General features: G+C 72.1%; 17 protein-coding genes and 2 tRNA genes. 3 read left to right on the top strand and 16 right to left on the bottom strand.

All coding sequences use genetic code 11. The features are described from left to right. Positions 1-236: 236 nt before the first annotated feature. Complete coding sequence (lepA, locus tag HZS56_RS05420) at positions 237-2,105, bottom strand: translation elongation factor 4 (protein WP_216719530.1); 1,869 nt, start codon at positions 2,103-2,105, stop codon at positions 237-239. A gap of 317 nt (positions 2,106-2,422) precedes the next feature. On the opposite strand from lepA, the gene rpsT reads away from it, so the two are divergent. Continuing rightward, a complete protein-coding gene (rpsT, locus tag HZS56_RS05415; protein WP_216719529.1) occupies positions 2,423-2,689 on the top strand; it encodes a 30S ribosomal protein S20 in 267 nt (88 codons plus the stop codon). A gap of 269 nt (positions 2,690-2,958) precedes the next feature. Here rpsT and holA read toward each other — a convergent pair whose 3' ends face one another. From holA to leuS, 8 genes are all read right to left on the bottom strand, one after another. Beyond that, on the bottom strand, positions 2,959-3,948 hold the full coding sequence (gene holA, locus HZS56_RS05410) for a DNA polymerase III subunit delta (RefSeq protein ID WP_216719528.1): 990 nt from the start codon (positions 3,946-3,948) through the stop codon (positions 2,959-2,961). 73 nt (positions 3,949-4,021) lie between these two features. Beyond that, the gene (locus HZS56_RS05405) at positions 4,022-4,267 is read right to left on the bottom strand and encodes a hypothetical protein (protein WP_216719527.1); all 246 of its coding nucleotides are present in this window, start codon (positions 4,265-4,267) and stop codon (positions 4,022-4,024) included. A gap of 14 nt (positions 4,268-4,281) precedes the next feature. Further along, positions 4,282-5,163, bottom strand: a complete 882-nt coding sequence (locus HZS56_RS05400) for a YceI family protein (RefSeq protein WP_216719526.1) — start codon at positions 5,161-5,163, stop codon at positions 4,282-4,284. Between the two features lie 379 nt (positions 5,164-5,542). Beyond that, a complete protein-coding gene (locus tag HZS56_RS05395) occupies positions 5,543-8,224 on the bottom strand; it encodes a ComEC/Rec2 family competence protein (RefSeq protein WP_216719525.1) in 2,682 nt (893 codons plus the stop codon). Beyond that, complete coding sequence (locus HZS56_RS05390) at positions 8,221-9,291, bottom strand: ComEA family DNA-binding protein (RefSeq protein WP_216719524.1); 1,071 nt, start codon at positions 9,289-9,291, stop codon at positions 8,221-8,223. The genes HZS56_RS05395 and HZS56_RS05390 overlap by 4 nt, the downstream gene beginning before the upstream one ends. A 203-nt stretch (positions 9,292-9,494) precedes the next feature. Beyond that, complete coding sequence (locus HZS56_RS05385) at positions 9,495-10,340, bottom strand: DegV family protein (RefSeq protein WP_216719523.1); 846 nt, start codon at positions 10,338-10,340, stop codon at positions 9,495-9,497. A 136-nt stretch (positions 10,341-10,476) separates the two neighbouring features. Next, entirely contained in the window at positions 10,477-11,223 is a 747-nt protein-coding gene (locus HZS56_RS05380) for a hypothetical protein (protein WP_216719522.1), read from the bottom strand. A gap of 277 nt (positions 11,224-11,500) precedes the next feature. Then, the gene (leuS, locus tag HZS56_RS05375) at positions 11,501-14,467 is read right to left on the bottom strand and encodes a leucine--tRNA ligase (RefSeq protein WP_216719521.1); all 2,967 of its coding nucleotides are present in this window, start codon (positions 14,465-14,467) and stop codon (positions 11,501-11,503) included. 537 nt (positions 14,468-15,004) lie between these two features. On the opposite strand from leuS, the gene HZS56_RS05370 reads away from it, so the two are divergent. Both HZS56_RS05370 and HZS56_RS05365 read left to right on the top strand, forming a co-directional pair. Then, complete coding sequence (locus HZS56_RS05370; protein ID WP_216719520.1) at positions 15,005-16,264, top strand: ferric reductase-like transmembrane domain-containing protein; 1,260 nt, start codon at positions 15,005-15,007, stop codon at positions 16,262-16,264. Positions 16,265-16,298: 34 nt separating this feature from the next. Continuing rightward, the gene (locus HZS56_RS05365) at positions 16,299-17,912 is read left to right on the top strand and encodes an NADH-quinone oxidoreductase subunit NuoF family protein (RefSeq protein ID WP_216719519.1); all 1,614 of its coding nucleotides are present in this window, start codon (positions 16,299-16,301) and stop codon (positions 17,910-17,912) included. A 129-nt stretch (positions 17,913-18,041) separates the two neighbouring features. Here HZS56_RS05365 and HZS56_RS05360 read toward each other — a convergent pair. From HZS56_RS05360 to HZS56_RS05330, 7 genes are all read right to left on the bottom strand, one after another. After that, positions 18,042-18,114: transfer RNA gene (locus tag HZS56_RS05360), tRNA-Ala, on the bottom strand. Between the two features lie 136 nt (positions 18,115-18,250). Further along, a complete protein-coding gene (locus tag HZS56_RS05355; RefSeq protein WP_003976229.1) occupies positions 18,251-18,484 on the bottom strand; it encodes a hypothetical protein in 234 nt (77 codons plus the stop codon). A 3-nt stretch (positions 18,485-18,487) separates the two neighbouring features. Beyond that, a complete protein-coding gene (locus HZS56_RS05350) occupies positions 18,488-18,661 on the bottom strand; it encodes a hypothetical protein (RefSeq protein ID WP_216719518.1) in 174 nt (57 codons plus the stop codon). Positions 18,662-18,860: 199 nt separating this feature from the next. Beyond that, a tRNA-Ala gene (locus tag HZS56_RS05345) sits at positions 18,861-18,933 on the bottom strand. Positions 18,934-19,096: 163 nt separating this feature from the next. After that, positions 19,097-19,768: a histidine phosphatase family protein gene (locus HZS56_RS05340; RefSeq protein WP_216719517.1), complete on the bottom strand. Its 672-nt coding sequence runs from the start codon at positions 19,766-19,768 to the stop codon at positions 19,097-19,099. Continuing rightward, entirely contained in the window at positions 19,765-20,211 is a 447-nt protein-coding gene (rsfS, locus tag HZS56_RS05335) for a ribosome silencing factor (RefSeq protein WP_216719516.1), read from the bottom strand. The genes HZS56_RS05340 and rsfS overlap by 4 nt, the downstream gene beginning before the upstream one ends. Before the next feature lie 112 nt (positions 20,212-20,323). Continuing rightward, positions 20,324-22,156, bottom strand: a complete 1,833-nt coding sequence (locus HZS56_RS05330) for an LCP family protein (RefSeq protein ID WP_216719515.1) — start codon at positions 22,154-22,156, stop codon at positions 20,324-20,326.

The following is a 22,156-nucleotide window of genomic DNA, read 5'->3' as shown; positions in this document are numbered from 1 at the left end:
GGGCCTTGACTCGGACGGTTGCCCGATCACTTGTTTAACTCACGAGTAACTACGGGGCAGGCATCAGGGTAAAGGGCGACCGGCCACCGCGTAAGGGCCCGCGCCCTGTCATTTCCTCCAGACGGCGGCCCGTGACATGCGAAGAGGCCCGCCGCACTTTCGCACGACGGGCCCCCCGGTGCCTGTTTCGCCCCGATATGGCGGGCGGTCCGGCAGCTGCTTCCTGCCTTCGACGGCTACTTCTTGCCCTTGCCCGACCCCGCGCTGTCGTCACTGGACAGGACCGCGATGAACGCCTCCTGCGGAACCTCCACGGAACCCACCATCTTCATCCGCTTCTTGCCCTCCTTCTGCTTCTCGAGCAGCTTCCGCTTCCGGGAGATGTCACCGCCGTAGCACTTGGCGAGGACGTCCTTGCGGATGGCGCGGATGGTCTCGCGGGCGATCACCCGGGAGCCGATGGCGGCCTGGACCGGCACCTCGAAGGCCTGCCGCGGGATCAGCTCCTTGAGCTTGGCGACGAGCCGGACGCCGTACGCGTACGCCTGGTCCTTGTGGGTGATCGCCGAGAAGGCGTCCACCTTGTCGCCGTGCAGCAGGATGTCGACCTTGACCAGGCTGGAGGTCTGCTCGCCGGTGGGCTCGTAGTCCAGCGAGGCGTAACCGCGCGTCTTCGACTTCAGCTGGTCGAAGAAGTCGAAGACGATCTCCGCGAGCGGCAGGGTGTAGCGGATCTCCACCCGGTCCTCGGAGAGGTAGTCCATGCCGAGCAGGGTGCCGCGACGGGTCTGGCACAGCTCCATGATCGCGCCGATGAACTCGGTCGGCGCCAGGAGCGTGGCGCGCACGACCGGCTCGTAGACCTCGTCGATCTTCCCCTCGGGGAACTCGCTGGGGTTGGTGACGTCGACCTCGGTGCCGTCCTCCATGATCACCCGGTAGACCACGTTGGGCGCGGTGGCGATGAGGTCGAGGCCGAACTCGCGCTCCAGCCGCTCGCGGATCACGTCGAGGTGGAGCAGGCCCAGGAAGCCGACGCGGAAGCCGAAGCCGAGGGCCGCGGAGGTCTCCGGCTCGTAGACCAGTGCGGCATCGTTGAGCTGGAGCTTGTCCAGGGCCTCGCGCAGCAGCGGGTAGTCGGAGCCGTCCAGCGGATACAGGCCGGAGAAGACCATGGGCCTGGGGTCCTTGTAGCCGCCGAGGGGGTCCTCGGCGCCCTTGTGCTGGCTGGTGACGGTGTCACCGACCTTGGACTGGCGGACGTCCTTCACACCGGTGATCAGGTAGCCCACCTCGCCGACCCCGAGACCGTCGGCGGCGAGCATCTCCGGCGAGTTGGTGCCGATCTCCAGCAGCTCGTGCGTGGCGCCGGTGGACATCATCCGGATCCGCTCGCGCTTGTTGAGCTGGCCGTCGACGACACGGACGTACGTCACGACACCGCGGTAGGAGTCGTAGACGGAGTCGAAGATCATCGCGCGGGCGGGGGCGTCCTTGACGCCGACCGGGGCCGGGACCTCGGCGACGACCTTGTCGAGCAGCGCGTCGACCCCGAGCCCGGTCTTGGCCGAGACCTTGAGCACGTCGTCGGGGTCGCAGCCGACCAGGTTGGCCAGTTCCTCGGCGAACTTCTCGGGCTGCGCGGCCGGCAGGTCGATCTTGTTCAGCACGGGGATGATCGTGAGGTCGTTCTCCATCGCCAGGTAGAGGTTGGCGAGGGTCTGGGCCTCGATGCCCTGGGCGGCGTCGACGAGGAGGATCGTGCCCTCGCACGCGGCGAGCGACCGCGAGACCTCGTAGGTGAAGTCGACGTGCCCCGGGGTGTCGATCATGTTGAGGATGTGCGCGGTGCCCTTGTCGTGGGTCGGGGCCCACGGCAACCGCACCGCCTGGGACTTGATCGTGATGCCGCGCTCGCGCTCGATGTCCATGCGGTCGAGGTACTGGGCGCGCATCTGCCGCTGCTCGACCACACCGGTCAGCTGGAGCATCCGGTCGGCGAGCGTGGACTTGCCGTGGTCGATGTGCGCGATGATGCAGAAGTTGCGGATCAGCGCCGGGTCGGTACGGCTCGGCTCGGGCACATGGCTGGGGATCGCGGGCACGCAGGGTCCTGATTCTTGAGGCGTCCGCAGTCTCTGCGGTCTCGGGTCTCGGGTCGGATCGATACGTAGCCTCCATCGTCCCATGGGCGGGGAGCCGCGGTGGGGCTGGGACGGCACGAGGGGCGGCGGAGAACCGGTGGAGGGCGGAGGCAGGGGCGCGGACGGGACCGCCGGTGGGGCCGTGTTTTGGGCGCTCCACGCCCCGCTGGTACTGTGGGGGGCTGTGTCTCATGCCCTCTCAGCGCGAGGCACTCCTTCAGAAAATCACCGGTACGGGACCCTTGCGGCCTCGTACCTGAACCTGCAAAGGCTCATTCGTGGCGAACATCAAGTCCCAGATCAAGCGGAACAAGACCAACGAGAAGGCCCGGCTGCGCAACAAGGCCGTCAAGTCCTCTCTGAAGACCGCGATCCGCAAGGCCCGTGAGGCCGCCGCCGCGGGTGACGCCGAGAAGGCCACCGAGTACCAGCGCGTCGCCGCGCGCGAGCTCGACAAGGCCGTCTCCAAGGGCGTCATCCACAAGAACCAGGCCGCCAACAAGAAGTCGGCGCTGGCGCAGAAGGTCGGCGCCGTCAAGGGCTGAACCCCTCATCTGGTCTGATCGCCGGGTGGACCCAGAGCGGGCCCTCTCTCATCCGCTCCCGTCCGGCACCCAGGATCCATGCGCGGCCTGCGTTCGCCACGCGGGCATGGATCCGCGAGCTTGAAAGCGTGACCCGAGGGCCCCGGCGGGCCGTCCTTCCCCAGGACGGACGCCGGGGCCCTCGGTCTGTTCCGGGGTCTGCACGGGCTCCCGTTCCGGGTCTGTATCAGTGCCTTTTCCGGGTCCGTACCGGTTCGCGCGGGTCGGCTTCAGGCCCGCCCTCTCGACCGCGCGGCGCGGGCGACGGTCACGACGGCCTTTTCCAGTGCGTACTCGGGATCGTCCCCGCCGCCCTTCACGCCGGCGTCCGCGTCGGCCACCGCGCGCAGGGCGACGGAGACGCCGTCCGGTGTCCAGCCGCGCATCTGCTGCCGGACGCGGTCGATCTTCCAGGGCGGCATGCCCAGCTCACGGGCGAGGTCGGCGGGGCGTCCGCCGCGGGCGGAGGAGAGCTTGCCGATGGCCCGTACGCCCTGTGCGAGGGCGCTGGTGATCAGCACCGGTGCCACGCCGGTCGCCAGGGACCAGCGCAGCGCCTCCAGGGCCTCCGCGGCACGTCCCTCGACCGCGCGGTCGGCGACGGTGAAGCTGGAGGCCTCGGCCCGCCCGGTGTAGTACCGCCCGACGACCGCCTCGTCAACGGTGCCCTCGATGTCGGCGACCAGCTGGGACACCGCCGAGGCCAGCTCCCGCAGGTCGCTGCCGATCGCGTCGACCAGTGCCTGGCACGCCTCGGGGGTGGCCGACCGTCCGGCCGTGCGGAACTCCGAGCGCACGAAGGCCAGCCGGTCGGCGGGCTTGGTCATCTTCGGGCAGGCCACCTCGCGCGCGCCCGCCTTGCGGCCGGCGTCGAGCACGCCCTTGCCCTTGGCCCCGCCCGCGTGCAGCAGGACCAGGGTGATCTCCTCGGCGGGGGCGGCGAGGTAGGCCTTGACGTCCTTGACGGTGTCGGCGGACAGGTCCTGGGCGTTGCGTACGACCACGACTTTGCGCTCGGCGAAGAGCGAGGGGCTGGTGAGCTCGGCGAGGGTGCCGGGCTGCAGCTGGTCGGGCGTGAGGTCGCGTACGTCCGTGTCGGCGTCGGCGGCCTTCGCGGCGGCCACCACCTCCTGCACGGCACGGTCGAGCAGGAGGTCCTCCTGGCCCACGGCGAGGGTCACCGGGGCGAGAGGGTCGTCGTTCGCAGTCTTCCTGGCCATCGCGACAAGCATCGCACGCGCCACTGACAACGCCCGCCCGCGACCGCCTCTCCCGACTCCCGACTCCGGCTGCCTACGGTTCCTCGCGCCAGCCCTCCCACTCCCCCGCGAACGCGTCCAGCTCGCCGGGGTCCAGCGACTCGCGCTCGTCCCGCAGGACGACCAGCCACTGCGCGTCCTCGGCATCGTCCTCGCCGGCCAGGGCGTCCCGTACGAGCTGTGGTTCCTCGTCGATCCCGAACCGCTCCCCGAGCGCCTGGGCCGCTTCCTCCGCGGCGTCGCGGTCGGGCAGCACCAGTACATGTCTCACGTCGCTCACGGGACCATTGTCGGTCAGCCCTTGGGCACGATCTGCACGTCCAGGTCGATGCGGATGCTGGGTCCGACGACGGCGATGCCGCGGGCCAGCATCGTCTGCCAGCTCACCGTGAAGTCGTCGCGGTGCAGTTCGGTGGTGGCCCGGCAGGCGGCCCGGGTCTCGCCCTCCATGCCGTTGCCGAGCCCGAGGTACTCGGTGTCCAGCGTGACCGTCCGGGTCACGCCGTGCAGCGACAGGGCCCCGGTGACGGCCCACCGGTTGCCGCCGCGGTGCGTGAAACGGTCGCTGTAGAACTCCAGGGTCGGGAACCGCTCCACGTCCAGGAAGTCGGCGGACCGCAGGTGGTCGTCGCGCATCTTGACGTTGGTGTCGATGGACGCCGCGTCGATCACGACGTGCATCGCTGACTGCTCCATGTCGTCGGCGATCCGTACCACGCCTGCGAAGGAGTTGAACCGGCCGTGGATCCGGGCCAGTCCGATGTGCCGCGCGGTGAAGGCGAGGGAGGAGTGCGCCGGTTCGATCTCCCAGTCTCCCGACGCGGGCAGCTCCGGCGGCTGGGTCACCTGGAGCGTCACGTCGCCGAGCGAGGCCAGTGCGTCCTCGGTGACCGTCACGGAGGCCCGGTAGGGCGTGTAGCCCTCGGCGGACACGGCGAGCCGGTACTCCCCCGCGGGCACCGTCGCCACGAACGACCCGAAGGGGTCCGTACCGCCGCCGACCACCTTGCGCCCCATGGTGTCGCTGACCGCGAACTCCGCGTTCGTGACGGGAGCGTTGACAGGGTCGAGGACGCGGCAGCTCAGCACTCCGGCGTCCGGCGGGGTCCGCACCGCCGCCAGAGGGTTCGTCCGCTGCATCCGCTTCGTTCGGTTCCCCAGCAAGCGGCCGATCATCTGCGACACCCTCTGCACGACATGAGAAAATAGTTGACGGAGTAACATTCGATCACCGATGTGGCTTTCGAGGCAACACGGGACCACATCACGGGAAACCGTCATATGTGCGGGGAGTACGCGGGAGTGGCCCCGTGTGATGCCATCACCGCGACCGGCAGCTTTTCGCGCCGTATCCCGCCGCATCTCGCCGTATCCCGCCGCATCTCGCCGCATCTCGCCGCATCTCGCCGAGGAAGAATTCACGGATTCACCTCGGGGAAATGGCCGCCGGACACCGACGGCGAGGGCCGCCGCATCCGTGGCGGGGTCCAGCACCGCCTGCGACGCCTGCTGCGCCGCTAGGACGGAACCCGGACCCCCACTTCGGACCGCCCCGTCAGTCACCCGCCACCCGCAGCTCCCCGCTCGTGCCCGCGACCGCCAGTGCCCCGTCCCGGTCCGTGCGCAGCACCCTCGCGCCGCCGGCACGCAGAGCCGCGACCGTGTCGGGAGCCGGGTGACCATACGTGTTGTCCGCGCCGCAACTGATGAGCGCCAGGCGGGGAGCGATGTGACGTATGAGGGCGAAGTCCTGGTGGGCCGAGCCGTGGTGGGCCACTTTCAGGACGTCGACGTCGTGCAGTTCCGCTGCCGCCGGGGAGCGGGCCAGCTCTCGCTGGGCCGGGGGCTCCAGGTCGCCGAGCAGGAGCAGGCGCAGTCCCGCCGTCCGGACCAGGAGGGTGACGCTGGCGTCGTTGGGGCCGCCTTCCGTGCCGGGTGCCGTGGTCGTCGGGGGACTCGGTGGGGGCCACAGCACCTGCCAGGAGAGGGGGCCCGCACGGCGCTGTTCTCCCGCTGCGGCCCGTCGTACGGGGATCCCGTGGGCCGCCGCCTGGTTGCGGACCGCCGCCGCCTGGTCCGCGGGCTCTTCCAGGGCCGTCGTCTCGATCGCGCCCACCGAACGGCCCCGCAGCACTCCCGGCAGCCCCGCGACATGGTCGGCGTGGAAGTGGGTCAGCAGGACCAGGGGGACACGGGTGACGGCGAGTGAGCGCAGGCAGTGGTCGACCAGGGTCGGGTCGGGGCCCGCGTCCACGACCACGGCCGTCCCCTCCCCCGCCGCGAGGACCAGCGCGTCGCCCTGCCCCACGTCGCACATCACCATCCGCCAGCCCGGCGGGGGCCACCCCTTGATCATCCGGGTCAGGGGTGCCGGCTGCACCACGGCGAGGACCAGCAGCAGTGCGCAGACGCCGCACCACCACGGGTGCCGCAGCAGCCGTCGGCCTGCCAGGAGCAGACCCGCCGTGGCGACCGCGAGCAGCGCCGCCCCGGTCCAGCTTCCCGGCCAGTCCACTCCCGCGCCGGGCAGCGCGGCCCCGGTCCGGGCGATCCCCGCGATCCATCCGGTCGGCCAGCCTCCGCACCAGGCCAGGGCTTTGGCCAACGGCATCGCCACCGGTGCCGTCGCGAGCGCCGCGAACCCCAGCACCGTGGCCGGGGCCACCGCGAACTCCGCCAGCAGGTTGCACGGCACGCCCACCAGGCTGACCCGCTCCGACAGCACGACGACGACCGGCGCGCACAGGGCCTGCGCGGCACCCGCGGCGGCCAGCGCCTCCGCGAGCCGGGGCGGCACCCGGCGGCGGCACAACGCCGCGCTCCACCGCGGGGCGATCGTGAGCAGCGCGCCCGTGGCCAGCACCGAGAGCAGGAAGCCGTAACTCCGGGACAGCCAGGGGTCGTAGAGGACCAGGAGCAGGACCGCCGTCGCCAGGGCCGGGAGGAGTGATCTGCGGCGTCCGGTGGCCAGGGCGAGCAGGGCGACGGAGCCGCAGGCCGCCGCCCGCAGGACGCTCGGGTCGGGGCGGCACACGACGACGAAGGCCAGCGCGAGCAGCCCGCCGAGCAGCGCGGTGGTGCGCAGGTGCAGGCCGAGGCGGGGGGCCAGACCTCGGCGTTCGCTGCGCTGGGCCAGGCCGGGCGGGCCGAGGAGCAGGGCGAGCACGATCGTGAAGTTGGCTCCGGATACGGCCAAAGTGTGCGTCAGGTCGGTCTCCTTGAACGCCTCCTCCAGTTCGGGCGTGACGCGCGAGGTGTCGCCGACGACCAGGCCCGGCAGCAGGGCCCGCGCGTCCGTCGGCAGGTCCTCGGTCGCCTCGCGCAGGCCGGTCCGCAGCCGTCCCGCCAGGCGCTGCGCCGCCGAGGGCTCCGCCACCACGTCCGGTGGCTGTCGACCGGCCCGGACGCGCAGCACCGCGGCGATGCGGTCCCCGCGCTGCCGCGGGGGTGACGACCGGGCGGTGACGTGGAGCCGTGTGGTGGGCAGCAGGCCCAGCCAGCGGGAGGTCCCGGGGCCCGTGCGGGGCGCTTGCGCGTCCTTCGGGGTCTTGTCCAGGCCGCCGTCCCCGGCCTGCGCGCCGACGTCCACCAGGAGCAGCACCGGCGTCCGGGTGGCCGTGGTCGCACCGCCCGTCTCCGTCACCTGTCGCACGTCCGCCTCGATCAGCACCGTGGGCGGCACGGCGCGGTTGCCCCGGACGCCGGGCCGGGTGAGACGGGGGTCGGCGGTGACCTCCACCTCGGCGGTGACGGTGGCGTACTCGCGGGCCAGCGTCGGCACGGGCCCCCTGCGCAGGTCCGCGCCGTGCAGCGCGGCCGAGGCGGTGGATGCCGCGACGCAGAGGAGGAGGGCGGCGAGCGCGACGCGGTGGCCTCCGCGCGGCCGCCCCCGTCTGCGGTCCCGCGCCGGCCTCAGGAGCAGGGCCCCGGCCAGGAGCAGGCTGCCGGATGCCACGCCCACCGCCCAGCCGGCCGGCACGTCCAGCATCAGTGCCGCCGTTGCCCAGGCGGCGAGCGCGGGCGGCACCAGGCGCAGGTCGGCGGGGCCTTCCTGGCGCGGATGGGCCGCGCCGAGCCGATGGCCGGATGCGGCGTGTACGGGAGTCCGGGTGGAAGGCGTGCTTCTGGTGGGGTCTCGCGGTGCTCCTGACGCTCCCTGCCCGTCCGGCCGACCGGCATCGGTACCCCCGTCGGCGCCCGCCACGGTGCTGCTCCCCGGGCCCGTGTACGTGCTCATGGCCGTACGAGGTCCCGCAGGTCGGCGAAGCGGCGTTCGCCGATGCCGTTGACCTCGCGCAGTTCGTCCACCGAACGGAAACCGCCGTGCTGGGTGCGGTAGTCGATGATGTGCTGGGCGAGGACGGGGCCGACGCCCGGGAGGGTTTCGAGTTGGTCGGCGGTGGCCGTGTTGAGGGAGATCGGGGCCGCGGGTGCCGCTCCCTCCGCCCCCGCCGACCCGAGTGATCCGGGTGATCCGGGTGATCCGGGTGATCCGCCTGCCGTCGTTCCCGCTCCGGGCGGGGGTGCGGACGCTCCGACGATCACCTGCTCGCCGTCCACCAGGAAGCGGGCCCGGTTCAGCCCGTCGGTCTTCGTGCCGGGTCGTACGCCTCCGGCGGCGCGCAGGGCGTCGGCCACCCGTGATCCGGCCGGGAGGCTGTGGACGCCGGGCTTGCGCACCTTGCCGCCGACGTCCACCACGATCTCCGCCCCCGCCGAAGCCGTGGCCGCGGCGGTGGGGACGCCGGCCGGGGTTCCGCTCCCGGTCGTCGGCCCCGGCTCCTTCGCTCCGTACGCCGCCGCCTCCCGCACCACCTCGGGCGCCGCCACGGACTGGGTGCGGCCGGACCAGAAGTGCTGGACCGCGAAGACCGCCGCGACGACGAGCAGTGCCGTGAGCGCGACCACGCTGCGCCGTTCCAGCCCGCAGCGCGTCTGCAGCCACACCGGCAGCCGCTCCCGCAGTGCCTGCCCGGCCCGCTCCCGCCGGGGCACGTCGGCCCCGGCAGGGTCTGGGGCGGGCGGCGGCCCCTTCCCCGACTCCTGCTGCCGGCCGTCGCCCGCGGCCGCGTCGGCGGGTCCTGCGGGTCGGGGGCGGCCGGCGAACAGCGCTTCCGCCCTCCTGCGCAGCTCCTCCTCGGGCGGAGGCCGGCGCCCGTGGCCGGCCCGGCGGTACGGGTGGGTGCGGCGGTGGCGCAGGCGGCCGTCGGTGGCCGGGGCGCGGCCCGGACCGCTGGTCGCGGATGCCGGGCGGGTGCGGATGCCTGTTCCTGTGCCTGTGCGTGTGCCTGGTCGAAGAGCCATGCGACGAGGATCCGGCAACCCGGCGCATCCGCGATGATCATGCTCAATTTCCGGGGACTACTCACGGGTTGTGGAAATCCCGGCCCCTCTTGCGGGTGACCCCGCCCTCGTCCGTGCGGCACTGGTGCCAGACGCCGTGCGTCCCTGTGGCGAGACTCCCTGCATCACCGCGGCGAGACGCCCTGCGTCACTGCGTCCCTACGTCACCGCGGCGAGACGACGACCCCCAGCAGCCCGGGCCCCGTGTGCGCCCCGATCACCGCGCCGACCTCGCTCACGTGCAGGTCGGCCAGCCCGGGCACCCGGTCCCGCAGGCGGTCCGCAAGGGCCGACGCACGGTCGGGGGCGGCGAGATGGTGGACGGCGATGTCGACGGGCGCGCTGCCCGCCCGGTCGGCGGCGATCTCCTCGAGCCGGGCGATGGCCCTGGACGCCGTCCTCACCTTCTCCAGGGGTTCGATGCGGCCTTCCTGCAACTGCAGCAGCGGCTTCACGGCCAGCGCGGAGCCGAACAGGGCCTGTGCCGCACCGATCCGGCCGCCGCGGCGCAGGTAGTCGAGGGTGTCGACGTAGAAGTAGGCGGAGGTGCCCGCGGCGCGCTTCTCGGCCGCCGTGACCGCTTCGTCCACCGTGGCGCCCGCCTCCGCCGTCTCGGCCGCGGCGAGCGCGCAGAACCCGAGGGCCATCGCGATCATTCCGGTGTCCACCACCCGCACGGGGACCGCCGCGTCACGCGCCGCGACGACGGCCGCGTCGTGGGTGCCGGACAGCTCGGCGGAGAGGTGGAGCGAGACGATGCCCTCGGCGCCGTTCTCGGCGATCCTGCGGTAGGTCTCGGCGAAGAGCTCCGGGCCGGGGCGGGAGGTGGTGACCGAACGGCGTTTCTGCAGGGCCTGGGCCAGGGACCGGGTCGAGATCTCGGTGCCCTCCTCCAGCGCCCGGTCACCCAGGACGACGGTCAGGGGTACCGCGGTGATGCCGTGCCGCTCCATCGTCCGGGCCGGAAGGTAGGCCGTTGAATCCGTGACGATAGCGACATGGCGGGACATGAGCTGGAGGTTACCTGGCGTAGCGTCCGTACGGCAGTCCGGCCCCGGCGACCGGGCGTTCACAGGGCCGCGCCCGGGCCGGCACCACCCGTCGGGGCACGCACGTTCCACCCGTCGGGTCACGCGCGTCAGACGGTCAGGTGGTGCTCTCCGGGCGGGCCTTCTTCTGCCAGGGGTACACGGGACGCGGGCCGGACGGATCGATGGCGGGACGGGCGGGGCCCTGCCCCGGCTGCCCCTGCCCCGACCCCTGCTCCGGGGCCGAAGCGGGAGCAGGCTGCTGCGGCGGGTCGTGAGCCGGTGCTCCCGGCCAGGGCGGCGGAGCGGGCATGGGCTCCGTCTCCGTCCAGTGCCGCAGGGCGCCGGCCTCCATGTCGATCTGTGCGCTCAGCGAGTCGAGGTCGTCGTCCTCGAAGCGGCGGGCCCGGTCGCGGGCCGCCCAGCGCAGGGCGTCCGCCGAGCGGGTGATGCGCTCGGTGCGCTCCCGCAGCGCGGGGAGCCGCTCGGTGAGCGTGGCGCGGTCCGGCTCGGTCTCCAGCCGCCGCAGCTCGCCGTCCAGTTCGTAGCCGTGCGCGTTGAGCCGCTCGAAGAGAGCGAGGGACTCCTTGAGGGACTCGTCCTCGGACACGCGCGCGCGGAGCGCGTCCTGCGTGGCCCGCATGGACGTGCGCAGGGAGAGGCGCAGCTGGGCCAGCTCCGCCGCCGGGCCCACCTGGACGAGGGAGCGGGCCCGCAGGGTGTGGTCCTCGACGGTGCGGCGGGCCTGGGTGATGCCGCGGTCGACGGTGCGCTTGGCGGCGCCCACGGCCTTCACCGTCGCGTAGACACCCAGCACGACGGCGAGCAGGAAGAGCACGGCGAAGACTGTGAGCGCTGTTTCCACGAAGCTCCTCCTCCGGACGTCCCCCGGCGCCCGCGCACCGACGGTTCACGCGGCCCGCGCACCACCGGTCCGCACCCTTCGCAGGGTGTCCACGCGGTGCCGCACGGTCGCGCGGTCCCGCACGGTACGCGTCGCGCCGCTCTTCCACGGTAAACGCAGCAGGCAGGCCCGGGGTTCCGGTGGAACCCCGAACCTGCCCGTACCGGCCCGGAGGCCTCCCCCTAAGGGGCGCCTCAAGGGACGCCCCGACCCCGCCTACGCGCCGGCCTGCGCCGCCCTACGCCGGAACGATGTTCACCAGCTTCGGCGCCCGCACGATCACCTTGCGGATCCCGGCCCCGCCCAGTGCCGCCACGACCTTCTCGTCGGCCAGTGCCGCCTTCTCCAGGTCCTCCTCGGAGACGGACGGCGAGACCTCCAGCCGCGCCTTGACCTTGCCCTTGATCTGCACGACGCAGGTCACGGTCTCGTCGACGACGTAGGCCGGGTCGGCGACCGGGAAGTCCTCGTGGACGACCGACGAGCTGTGCCCCAGCTTGCGCCACAGCTCCTCGGCGACGTGCGGGGCCAGCGGCGCCACCAGCAGCACCAGGCGCTCGGCGACGGACCGCGGTACCGGGCCTCCCGCCCGTCGCCCGCCACCACCCTCAACCGAGGGGCCTGCGGCCCCGCCCCCGAAAACCTTGGTCAGGTGGTTGTTCAGCTCGGTGACCTTGGCGATGGCGGTGTTGAACCGCATGCCCTCCAGGTCCTGCCGTACGCCGTCGACGGCCTTGTGCAGGGCGCGCAGCGTGTCGGCGTCGATGTCGCCCTCCGCGACGTCCGCCACCGACAGCTCGCCGGTGTTCTCGTCGACGACGTTGCGCCACAGCCGCTGCAGCAGCCGGAACTGGCCGACCACCGCGCGGGTGTCCCAGGGCCGTGAGACGTCCAGGGGGCCCATCGCCATCTCGTACAGGCGCAGCGTGTCGGCGCCGTACTCGGCGCAGATCTCGTCGGGGGTGACCGCGTTCTTCAGGGACTTGCCCATCTTGCCCAGCAGCCGGGAGACCTTCTCGCCCTGGTGGAAGTACGCGCCGTCGCGCTCCTCGACCTCGGCGGCGGGCACCGCGATGCCGCGGCTGTCCCGGTAGACGTAGGCCTGGATCATGCCCTGGTTGAACAGCTTGTGGAACGGTTCGGCCGAGGACACGTGCCCCAGGTCGAACAGGACCTTCGACCAGAAGCGCGCGTACAGCAGGTGCAGTACGGCGTGTTCGGCGCCGCCGACGTACAGGTCGACGCCGCCGTGCGGCAGGCCCTCGCGCGGGCCCATCCAGTACTGCTCGATCTCCGGGTCGACCAGCTGCTCGCTGTTGTGCGGGTCCAGGTAGCGCAGCTCGTACCAGCAGGAGCCGGCCCAGTTGGGCATGGTGTTGGTCTCGCGGCGGTACTTGCGCGGGCCGCGGCCGTCGCCCAGGTCCAGGGTGACGTGGACCCAGTCCTCGTTGCGGGACAGCGGGGTCTCGGGCCTGGTGTCGGCGTCGTCGGGGTCGAAGGTGCGCGGTGAGTAGTCCTCGACCTCGGGCAGCTCCAGCGGCAGCATCGACGCGGGCAGGGGGTGGGCGATGCCGTCCTCGTCGTAGACGATCGGGAAGGGCTCGCCCCAGTACCGCTGGCGGCTGAACAGCCAGTCGCGCAGGCGGAAGTTGACGGTGCCCTCACCGGCGCCGGTGCGCTCCAGCCACTCGGTGATGCGCTCCTTGGCCTCGACGACACCCAGGCCGTCCAGCGCGACGCCCTCGCCCTCCGAGGAGCCGGCGCTGACCGAGTTCATGATCTTCGCGTCGTAGGAGGCGAAGGCGCTGTCCCACGTGGAGGTGTCGGTGCCCCGGCCGTCGGTCGGCTCGACGATGCAGCGGACCGGCAGTTCGAAGGCACGGGCGAACTCGAAGTCGCGCTGGTCGCCCGCCGGGACGGCCATGATCGCGCCGGTGCCGTAGCCCATCAGCACGTAGTCGGCGATGAAGACGGGGATCCGCTCGCCGTTGACCGGGTTGGTGGCGTGGGCGCCGATGAAGACGCCGGTCTTGTCCTTGGCCTCGGCCTGCCGCTCGACGTCGGACTTGGAGGCGGCCTGCGCGCGGTACGCGGCGACCGCCTCGGTCGGCGTGGCGTGGCCGCCGGTCCACGCCTCGCGGGTGCCCTCGGGCCAGGCGGCCGGGGTGAACTTCTCGACCAGCGGGTGCTCGGGCGCCAGCACCATGTAGGTCGCGCCGAACAGGGTGTCGGGGCGGGTGGTGAAGACGGTGATGCGCTCGCCGTCGACGGGGAAGTGGACCCGGGCGCCCTCGGAGCGGCCGATCCAGTTGCGCTGCTGCAGCTTGATCGCCTCGGGCCAGTCCAGCTGGTCCAGGTCGTCCAGCAGCCGGTCGGCGTAGGCCGTGATGCGCATGTTCCACTGACGCAGCTTGGACTTGAAGACGGGGAAGTTGCCGCGCTCGGAGCGGCCGTCGGCGGTGACCTCCTCGTTGGCCAGTACGGTGCCCAGGCCGGGGCACCAGTTGACGGGCGCGTCGGAGGCGTAGGCCAGGCGGTACTCGCCCAGCAGGTCGGCGCGCTCCGCCTCGGTCAGCACGCTCCAGGTACCCCCGCCGGGCACCGCACGCTCGCCGGAGTCGAACTGCGCGACCAGCTCACTGATCGGGCGGGCCCGCTTCGCCTCGTCGTCGTACCAGGAGTTGAAGATCTGCAGGAAGATCCACTGGGTCCACTTGTAGTACTCGGGGTCGATCGTGGCGAACGACCGGCGCTTGTCGTGGCCCAGGCCCAGCCGGCGCAGCTGGCCCACCATGTTCTTCATGTTGGCCTCGGTCGACGCGCGCGGGTGCGTGCCGGTCTGCACGGCGTACTGCTCGGCGGGCAGGCCGAAGGCGTCGAAGCCCAGGGTGTGCAGGACGTTGTGGCCGGTCATCCGCTGGAAGCGGGCGAAGACGTCGGTGGCGATGTACCCCAGGGGGTGGCCGACGTGCAGGCCCGCGCCGGAGGGGTAGGGGAACATGTCCATGATGAACTTCTTGGGCCTGGCGACCAGTTCCGGGTCGCCCGCCAGGTCGCCCTTGGGGTTCGGTGCCGCGTACGTCCCCTCGGCGTCCCAGAAGTCCTGCCAGCGTGCCTCGATCTCGGCGGCCATGGCGGCCGTGTAGCGGTGCGGCGCGGCGTCCGCCGTCACGGGGGCGGTCGCCGCGGGGTTCGTCTCGCTCATGATCCTCAAAGCTCCATCGATCGTCTCTGCCAGCGGCTGCGACATTCAAGACCAGCGGCTGCGATTGCCGGGAAATGAAAAATCCCCTCGCACAGGAGGGGACGCCGCGCCGATTCCGGCCTCCGGACTACGACCGGGGTCGGGACTGATCAGCGCGGCTCGCTAAGCAGAAGGCGTACGGCACGCATGGCGTCAGGGTACCGCAGCCGTCGAGCGGGCCGCGACGCGCTTCCGGCCACCGGACGGCGACGCACCGCCCACCGACCGGGACGGGGTTGAACGACAGGATTGAACGACAGTCAAAGGTTACTTCGCGTAACGACTCCTATAGGACATCATCACAAGCGCACTGTCGTTTGATAACGACGCAATAACTCAAACCTCGTACCCACGGGTATGGCGCCACTTAGAGTGCGGCAGCGGGACCGCTTTCCCGAACCGCTCCGGAGTTGCCCCCATGAACCCTCCCCTGATCCACCCTCGGCGCACCAGTTCGCCGCCTCCCCGCGCGTCCCTGACGTGGGGAGGCCTGCCGTCATGACGGACGACAGCACGGTGGACGACACCTTCGCGGAGTTCCTCAACTTCGGCGCCGGTGTCCTCTCCCTGGTCTTCCTCAGCTGCTCGGTGATCTGGGGCCTGCTCGCCCAGGACCGGATCGTCCTCGACACCCGGCAGCGGATCCTGGCGCAGGCGGTGCACCGGACCACCGCGGTCGCCTCCGTCGTGTTCCTGCTGGTGCACATCGGGGTCAAGCTCGCCCTGGACCACACCACCTGGGTCGCCGCGGTGCTCCCCTTCGGGCTGCTCGCGACGGACGACGAGTCCTTCGGCGGCCGGGCCGTCCTCATCGGCTTCGGCACCCTGGCCAGCATGCTCATGATCTTCGTGGGCGTCACCGGCGCCCTGCGCCGCCGCTTCGCCTCCCCGGCCCCCGTGGCCGCGCGCTGGCGGGCCATGCACATGCTGGCCTACCCGGCCTGGTGCCTGGCCCTGGTGCACGGGCTCTACGCGGGCCGCGCGGCGAAGCCGGTCTTCACGATCCTCTACGGCCTGTCCGTGTTCGGCGTGATGGCGGCCCTGGCGCTGCGCGCGGCGCCCCGCCCGGTCAAGCGCAAGGTCGCCGACCGGATCACCGGCCTCCTGGGGACCGCGGAGCGGCCGGTCGGCGAGGAGGCCGGACAGAGCCGGAGCAGGGGCCGGAACCGGGGCCGGGCGAAGGAGACCGGCGCCCTGCCGGGCTACGAGCGGGCGGGCGGGGCGATACCGCCGCCGCGCGAGGCGCCGATCCACGAGTCCGCCGAGCGCCTCACCGCCCCGGAGCCCGCCGACGGCTTCGCCGCCGCCTACCGCGCGGTGTCCGGTCCGCCGGGTGCGGGGCGCCCGCCGCTGACGGCGGACGCGACCGCGTCCACGCCCGTGCCGCCCGACATGCGGCCCACCCAGGCGATGCCCTTCGTGAACGGCGCCGGCGGCCCTGCGGGCAGCTGGCCGATACCCTCGCCGCCGCCGGTCGGCGAGGCTCCGCAGTCGGTCTACGACCCGCTGAACGACACCGGGCACACCATCCCGGTCTACGGCAGCGCCGAGGCCCCGGCGCAGGCCTCCGGCTACGGTTCAAGTGACGTGTACGACACCCGTGAGACGAACGCGGTCTACGACACGTACTACCCCACTGACACGTACAACAGCGGTCCCGCAACCGAACCACCCCCCGGTGCGCCGTCGCCGTCCTACGACTTCGACGCACCGGGTTCCGGCGAACCCTGGAACACGCCTTCCGGAGGTTTCAAGTGAACGAGCGCCTTAAGTGAACGAGCGGAGGCTCTAAGTGAACGAGGCCCTGCCCGACGTCCCCGAAGTCCGTGTGGTCGGGCTTCCCCAACTCACGTCGGGCTTCGACCTTGTCGAGCGCCTGGACCTGCCGATGCACCTCAAGGTGCACGGCCCGCTCGAACCGCTGGGCGGCGAACAGCTCGCGCAGCTGGCAGAACGCATCAACCTGAAGGGCCGCGGCGGCGCGGGCTTCCCCTTCCACAAGAAGCTGCGCTCGGTCGCCGAGGCGGCGATCAAGCGCGGCGTACGGCCGGTCGTGGTCGTCAACGGCAGTGAGGACGAACCGGCCTGCCGCAAGGACACGGTGCTGATCAACCGCGCCCCGCACCTGATCCTGGACGGCGCGCTGCTGTGTGCCGAGGCCATGGGCGCCCGCACGCTCGTCATCGGGGTCACCCGCGAGTCGACGCAGCGCTCCATGGAGGCCGCCCTCGCCGAGCGCGGCCTGAGCAACGGGCGCCGGTCCGCCCTCCGCGCGCGCGTGCAGCGCAACCCGGTGCGCATGGTCACCGGCGCGGCGGCCTCGCTGATCCGCTCCATCGACGGCGGCCCGGCGATCCCGCCCGGCCGCAAGGTCAGCGCCTCCAGGAGCGGCGTCGGCGGCGCCCCGACCCTGCTGTCCAACGCCGAGACCTTCGCCCAGCTGGCCATCGCCGCCCGCATCGGTCCGGAGCGCTACGGCAACACCGGCCTGTACGACGAACCGGGCACCGTGATGCTCACGGTCTCCGGCGCGGTGGCCCGCCCGATGGTGGTCGAGGTCCCGACGGGCGTGCCGCTGCGCTACGTCCTGCAGCTGGCCGGCGCCCCGCCGATGCCGCAGGGCGTGCTGACCGGCGGCTACCACGGCAAGTGGATCGACGCGGCCACCGTCGACGAGGCGGTCGTCTCCCGCAACTCCCTGCAGGCGGTGGGCGGCGCGCTCGGTGCGGGCGCGATCCTGCCGATCAGTCAGGACACGTGCCCACTGGGCGAGTCGCTGCGGGTGGCGCAGTGGCTGGCGGAGGAGAGCGCGGGCCAGTGCGGTCCCTGCTACCTCGGTCTGCCGGCCGCCGCGCGGGGCCTGGAGGACATCCTGAACGGCGGCGGCCCGGCGGCCCTGGAGGCGGTCAAGCAGGTCGCGAAGAACGTGAAGCGGCGCGGCGCCTGCTCGCACCCGGACGGCTCGGCGATGTTCCTGGAGTCGACCGTCAAGGCGTTCACGGACGACCTGGCCGCCCACGTCCTCGGCAACGGCTGCGGACGGCCGGTCGAGGGCGTCCTGCCGCTCTTCGAGGGGGGCAAGGCCCCCACCGGCATCCCGGGCGGCGGCGGGGAGGAGACCGGCCCCAGCCGCCAGAAGATCTACGTCGACTGGACGCTGTGCCGTGGCCACGGGCTGTGCGCCGACATCCTCCCGGAGGTCTTCCAGCTGGGCGCCGACGGCTTCCCGACCGTCGCGCAGGCCGACGTGCCGCGCTACGCGGAGGCCAAGGCGGTGCGCGCGGTGCGGCGGTGCCCGGCACTGGCCCTGCGCATCGAGGAGGACACCCGCGGTCAGGCGCCGTCCTCGCGCACCAACCTGCCGGTGCTGTCCCAGGGCCGGGGGCGCCGGGCGCTGGGCCGCTGACGCCGAGAAGACCGCGAACACAGGGAACAGCGAGTACACCGAGAACACCGGGAACGACGACAACACCGAGAACGGAGAAACCCCCCGGATCAAGGATCCGGGGGGTTCTCGTGAAGACTCAAGACGCTGTGGAGCTAAGGAGAATTGAACTCCTGACCTCCTGCATGCCATGCAGGCGCTCTACCAACTGAGCTATAGCCCCTTGTTGTCCGCCGCCCGGTCTCCCCGGCGGCGACGCCAACATTACACGGTCGACCGGGTGCAGCACCAAATCGTTTCCGGTTTGCCCGTTCCGTCCCCTCGTGGGCATGCAAGGGGGCATGCAAGCCGGGTCGTGGCTAGGCCGTCACGAACGAGTAGAACCGCTTGAGCGTGCAGTGCTCCTCCAGGAGCCGGCCGTAGATCGGCTCGCCCTCGAGTTCGCGGTAGGTCTCGATGGGGTCGCCTTTTATGATCAGCGCCCGCGCGCATTCCTCGCACCAGTACTGGTAGTCGGGGTTGACGGGCTCCATGTCGCGCACGATGGGCGTGCCGCTGCCGCACCAGTCGCACTTCCGCCTGTGTGCACCCATCGATCAGCTCCAGCTGTGGCCGCAGGCCGTGCACACGTACGAGACGCCTCCGTTGTCGCCGAGGACCTGGGCCACGTGCAGGGAACCGCAGGAGGGGCACCTGAAGCGGGTGGCCGTGCCACGCGCCACCGCTCCGCCGAGGAGGTGACCGACCTCCTCGAGGATGCTCGCAGGCATCGCCACTCCCTCCCGTCGGGCCGCGGTCCCCTTCCGGCCGTTTGATTCTGCCACGACCGGGCCAATACGGTCAGCGACGCATGAGTACCAGTCCGGACACGGAGTTCCACAGGGATATACGCCTGCGGAACGCCTGTTGCTCAAGCAGGCGTACGAAAAATCCCGCCCCCCGAGGGGGACGGGATTCGTCCGTGGGCTGTGGAGCTAAGGAGAATTGAACTCCTGACCTCCTGCATGCCATGCAGGCGCTCTACCAACTGAGCTATAGCCCCTGGTGCCACGCGACCGGAGTCGCATGGTCCTTCTCTTCGTCCGCTCCGCCCGGCGGGGCGAACAAGAAGAACTTTAGCCTGCGACCTGCCGGAAAGTGAAATCCGGGTCCGCGCCCCCGGCCGCGGGCTCGGGCACCGGCTCCGGCCCCTGCCCCGGCCCGGCTCAGACGTCGTCGCCGATCACCGGTTCCGGCAGTGTGCCGGCGTTGTGCTCGAGGAGCCGCCAGCCGCGGGCGCCCTCGCCGAGGACCGACCAGCAGCAGTTGGTGAGGCCGCCGAGGCTCTCCCAGCTGTGCGGTTCCAGACCGAGCAGGCGGCCGATGGTGGTGCGGATGGTGCCGCCGTGGCTGACCACCACGAGGGTGCCGTCCTCGGGGAGCTTCTCGGCGTGCCGGAGCACCACGGGGGCGGCGCGGTCGGCGACCTCGGTCTCCAGCTCGCCGCCGCCGCGGCGCACGGGCTCGCCGCGCTTCCACGCCGCGTACTCGTCGCCGTACCTGGCGATGATCTCCTCGTGGGTCAGCCCCTGCCAGGCACCCGCGTAGGTCTCCCGCAGGCCCTCCTCCGGGGTCACCTCGAGGCCGGTGAGCACGGCCAGCTCGGCGGCCGTGTTCGCCGCGCGCACGAGGTCGGAGGCGACGATGGCGTCGGGCTTCAGGTGCACGAGCAGCTGCGCCGCGCGGCGGGCCTGGGCGACGCCCGTCCCGGTCAGCTCGACGTCCGTGCTGCCCTGGAAGCGGCGCTCCACGTTCCACGAGGTCTGGCCGTGCCGCCAGAGGATGACGCGCCGGCCGCGTCCGGGCCGGCCCGCCGTGACCTCGCCGGTGGCGCTCATCGCCAGTCCCCGTCGGTCCCGGTCGCCTCCTCGGCGGCCTGGCGCCTGGCGTGCTCCTCGGCCTTGCCGCGGGTGTCCCTGGCGTCGGCGGGCAGCTCCAGCTCGGGGCAGTCCTTCCACAGCCGCTCCAGCGCGTAGAAGACGCGCTCCTCGCTGTGCTGGACGTGGACGACGATGTCGACGTAGTCGAGCAGGACCCAGCGGGCCTCGCGGTCGCCCTCGCGGCGCACCGGCTTGGCGCCGAGCTGCTTGTTCAGCCGCTCCTCGATCTCGTCGACGATCGACTTGACCTGGCGGTCGTTGGGCGCGGAGGCGAGGAGGAAGGCGTCCGTGATCGACAGCACGTCGCTGACGTCGTAGGCGATGATGTCGTGCGCGAGCTTGTCGGCCGCCGCCTGGGCGGCCGTGTTGATGAGTTCGATGGCGTGGTCGGTCGCGGTCACTGCCTGGCTTTCGGGTCGGCGGTCGGTTGACCTCAAGGGTCTCACGACCGCCGCCGACGGCCCACGCGGTTGCAGCCCGAGGGCTCCCCGGTCCCGCGGGACCGGGGAGGCCTCAGGACGCCGGCTGGTAGTCCTGGCCGAGCACCACCGAGACCCTGGCGTTCGAGGAGACCTTGCCCTGCGAGACGGCGCCGTCGGACAGGCCCAGGGTCTTGGCGACCTGGACGGCGTTCTCCTTGTCGGCCTCCTCCGCGTAGACGACCTTCGAGGCCGCCTCGGTGCCGGAGGCGGTGCCGCCCGAGACGAAGGTGAAGCCGCCGTTGACGAGGACGACGCGGGCCTTGCCGGTGCGGTCCTCGTCGCCGGTGGCGTTGCGGACCGAGACGCTGACGGCCGCGTCCTGGTCGGGACTCTTGGCGGTGCCGCCGAGGACGTCCTTGACGACGCTGTCACTGGCCTCGGCGCTGAGCGAGCCGCCGTTCTCGACGGGGAGCAGCGCGGTCTTGAAGTCGCCGCCCTTGGCGCGGTCGGAGAGCCCGGCGAGGAAGGAGCCGAGGTCCTTCTCGGTCAGCGGCGGGTCCAGGATCAGCCCGAGGGTCTGGACGGTGGTCGTCGCGCCCTGCGGGTCGGAGGACAGCTTGCGCAGCACCCCGTGCAGGACCTGCCCGAACCGCTGGAGCTGGGCGTTCGCGTCCTCGCCCTTGCCGCTGTGGGTGGCGTAGGCGACGGCCATCTTGCCGCTGAGGGTCTGCCCCTCGCCCTTGCGCACGAGCGGCGTGGAGCCCTTGTCCTCGGCCTCCGGGTCGGGGACGTCGGTGTCGGTGTCGATGTCGATGTTGCCGACCAGATCGACGAGGATCTGCAGGTACGGCGTGTCCAGGCGCCAGGTGCCCTCGATGTCGGTGCCGAGGGCGGAGTCGAGCGAGGTGCGGGTGGCGTCGGGGCCCTGGTCGTCGACGGACTTGGCGAGCGTGGTGGTGCTGCCGTCGTCGCCGGTCAGGGCGAGCGAGTTGGGCACGAGCACGGTGGTGCCCTGCTTGGTGGTGGTGTTGTTCACGAGCAGCGCGGTGGAGGTGCCGCCGCCGTCGGTGTCGTGCAGGTGGACGGCGATCACGTCGCGCTTCTGGGCGCCGGCGGTCGTCGTGTCGCCCGTCCTGGCGTCGGAGGAGGACACGCCGGGCAGCTTCCCAGCGTACCAGAGGTAGCCGACGCCGCCGGCCGCGACCAGGGTGAGGACGACGACCAGGGAGACCACGCGCGCGCGTGCGCGCCGCCGGGCCTCCTCGCGGCGCTCGGTGCGGTTCTCCGTGAACTTCATCCAGTCGATGACGTCCTCGGAGTCGTCGGCCGGCTCCTCTACGAAGGCGAACTGCTCGGTGTGGTACTCGCGGTCGCCGCCCTCGTCGCGGGCCGCCGGTTCCTGGTCCTCGCGCGGGCCCGCCTGCTGCGGGATGTGCGCGGTCTGCTCGGCCACGCGGGGCTGCGTGCCGCTGGTGGCGGCCCGGCCGTACGGGTCGTGGCCGTACGGCTGCGGCTGCCCGTCCTGACCGCCGTAGGGGCCCTGGTCGGGGACGGGGGGCTGCCGGCCGGTGTCGTAGCCGCCGGGGACCGGAGCCTGCTGACCCGTGTCGTAGTCCTGGACGGGCGGCTGCCGGCCCGTGTCGTAGCCGCCCTGCTGCCCGTAGGGGTCGTACGGCTGCTGGGGGATCTGGTGGCTGCCGGAGGCGTACGGGTCGTAGCCGTAGCCCTGCTGCTGCCCGTACTGTCCGCCCCCGTGCTGGGGGTAGGAGTCGTACGGGTCGTACTGCTGCTGCCCGCCGGGTCCCGCGGCGGACCCGCCGCCCCGGCCCTGGGCCTGGCGGTAGACCGGCCGGCCGTACTCGTCGTAGCCGACCAGTTCGTACTGGTCGTCGCCGCCGTAGCCCGCGTCGTATCCGTCGTTCAC

This window comes from Streptomyces mayonensis (assembly GCF_018982965.1).
Classification (GTDB): Bacteria; Actinomycetota; Actinomycetes; order Streptomycetales; family Streptomycetaceae; genus Streptomyces; species Streptomyces mayonensis.
This window is presented reverse-complemented; position numbering and strand designations above follow the sequence as displayed.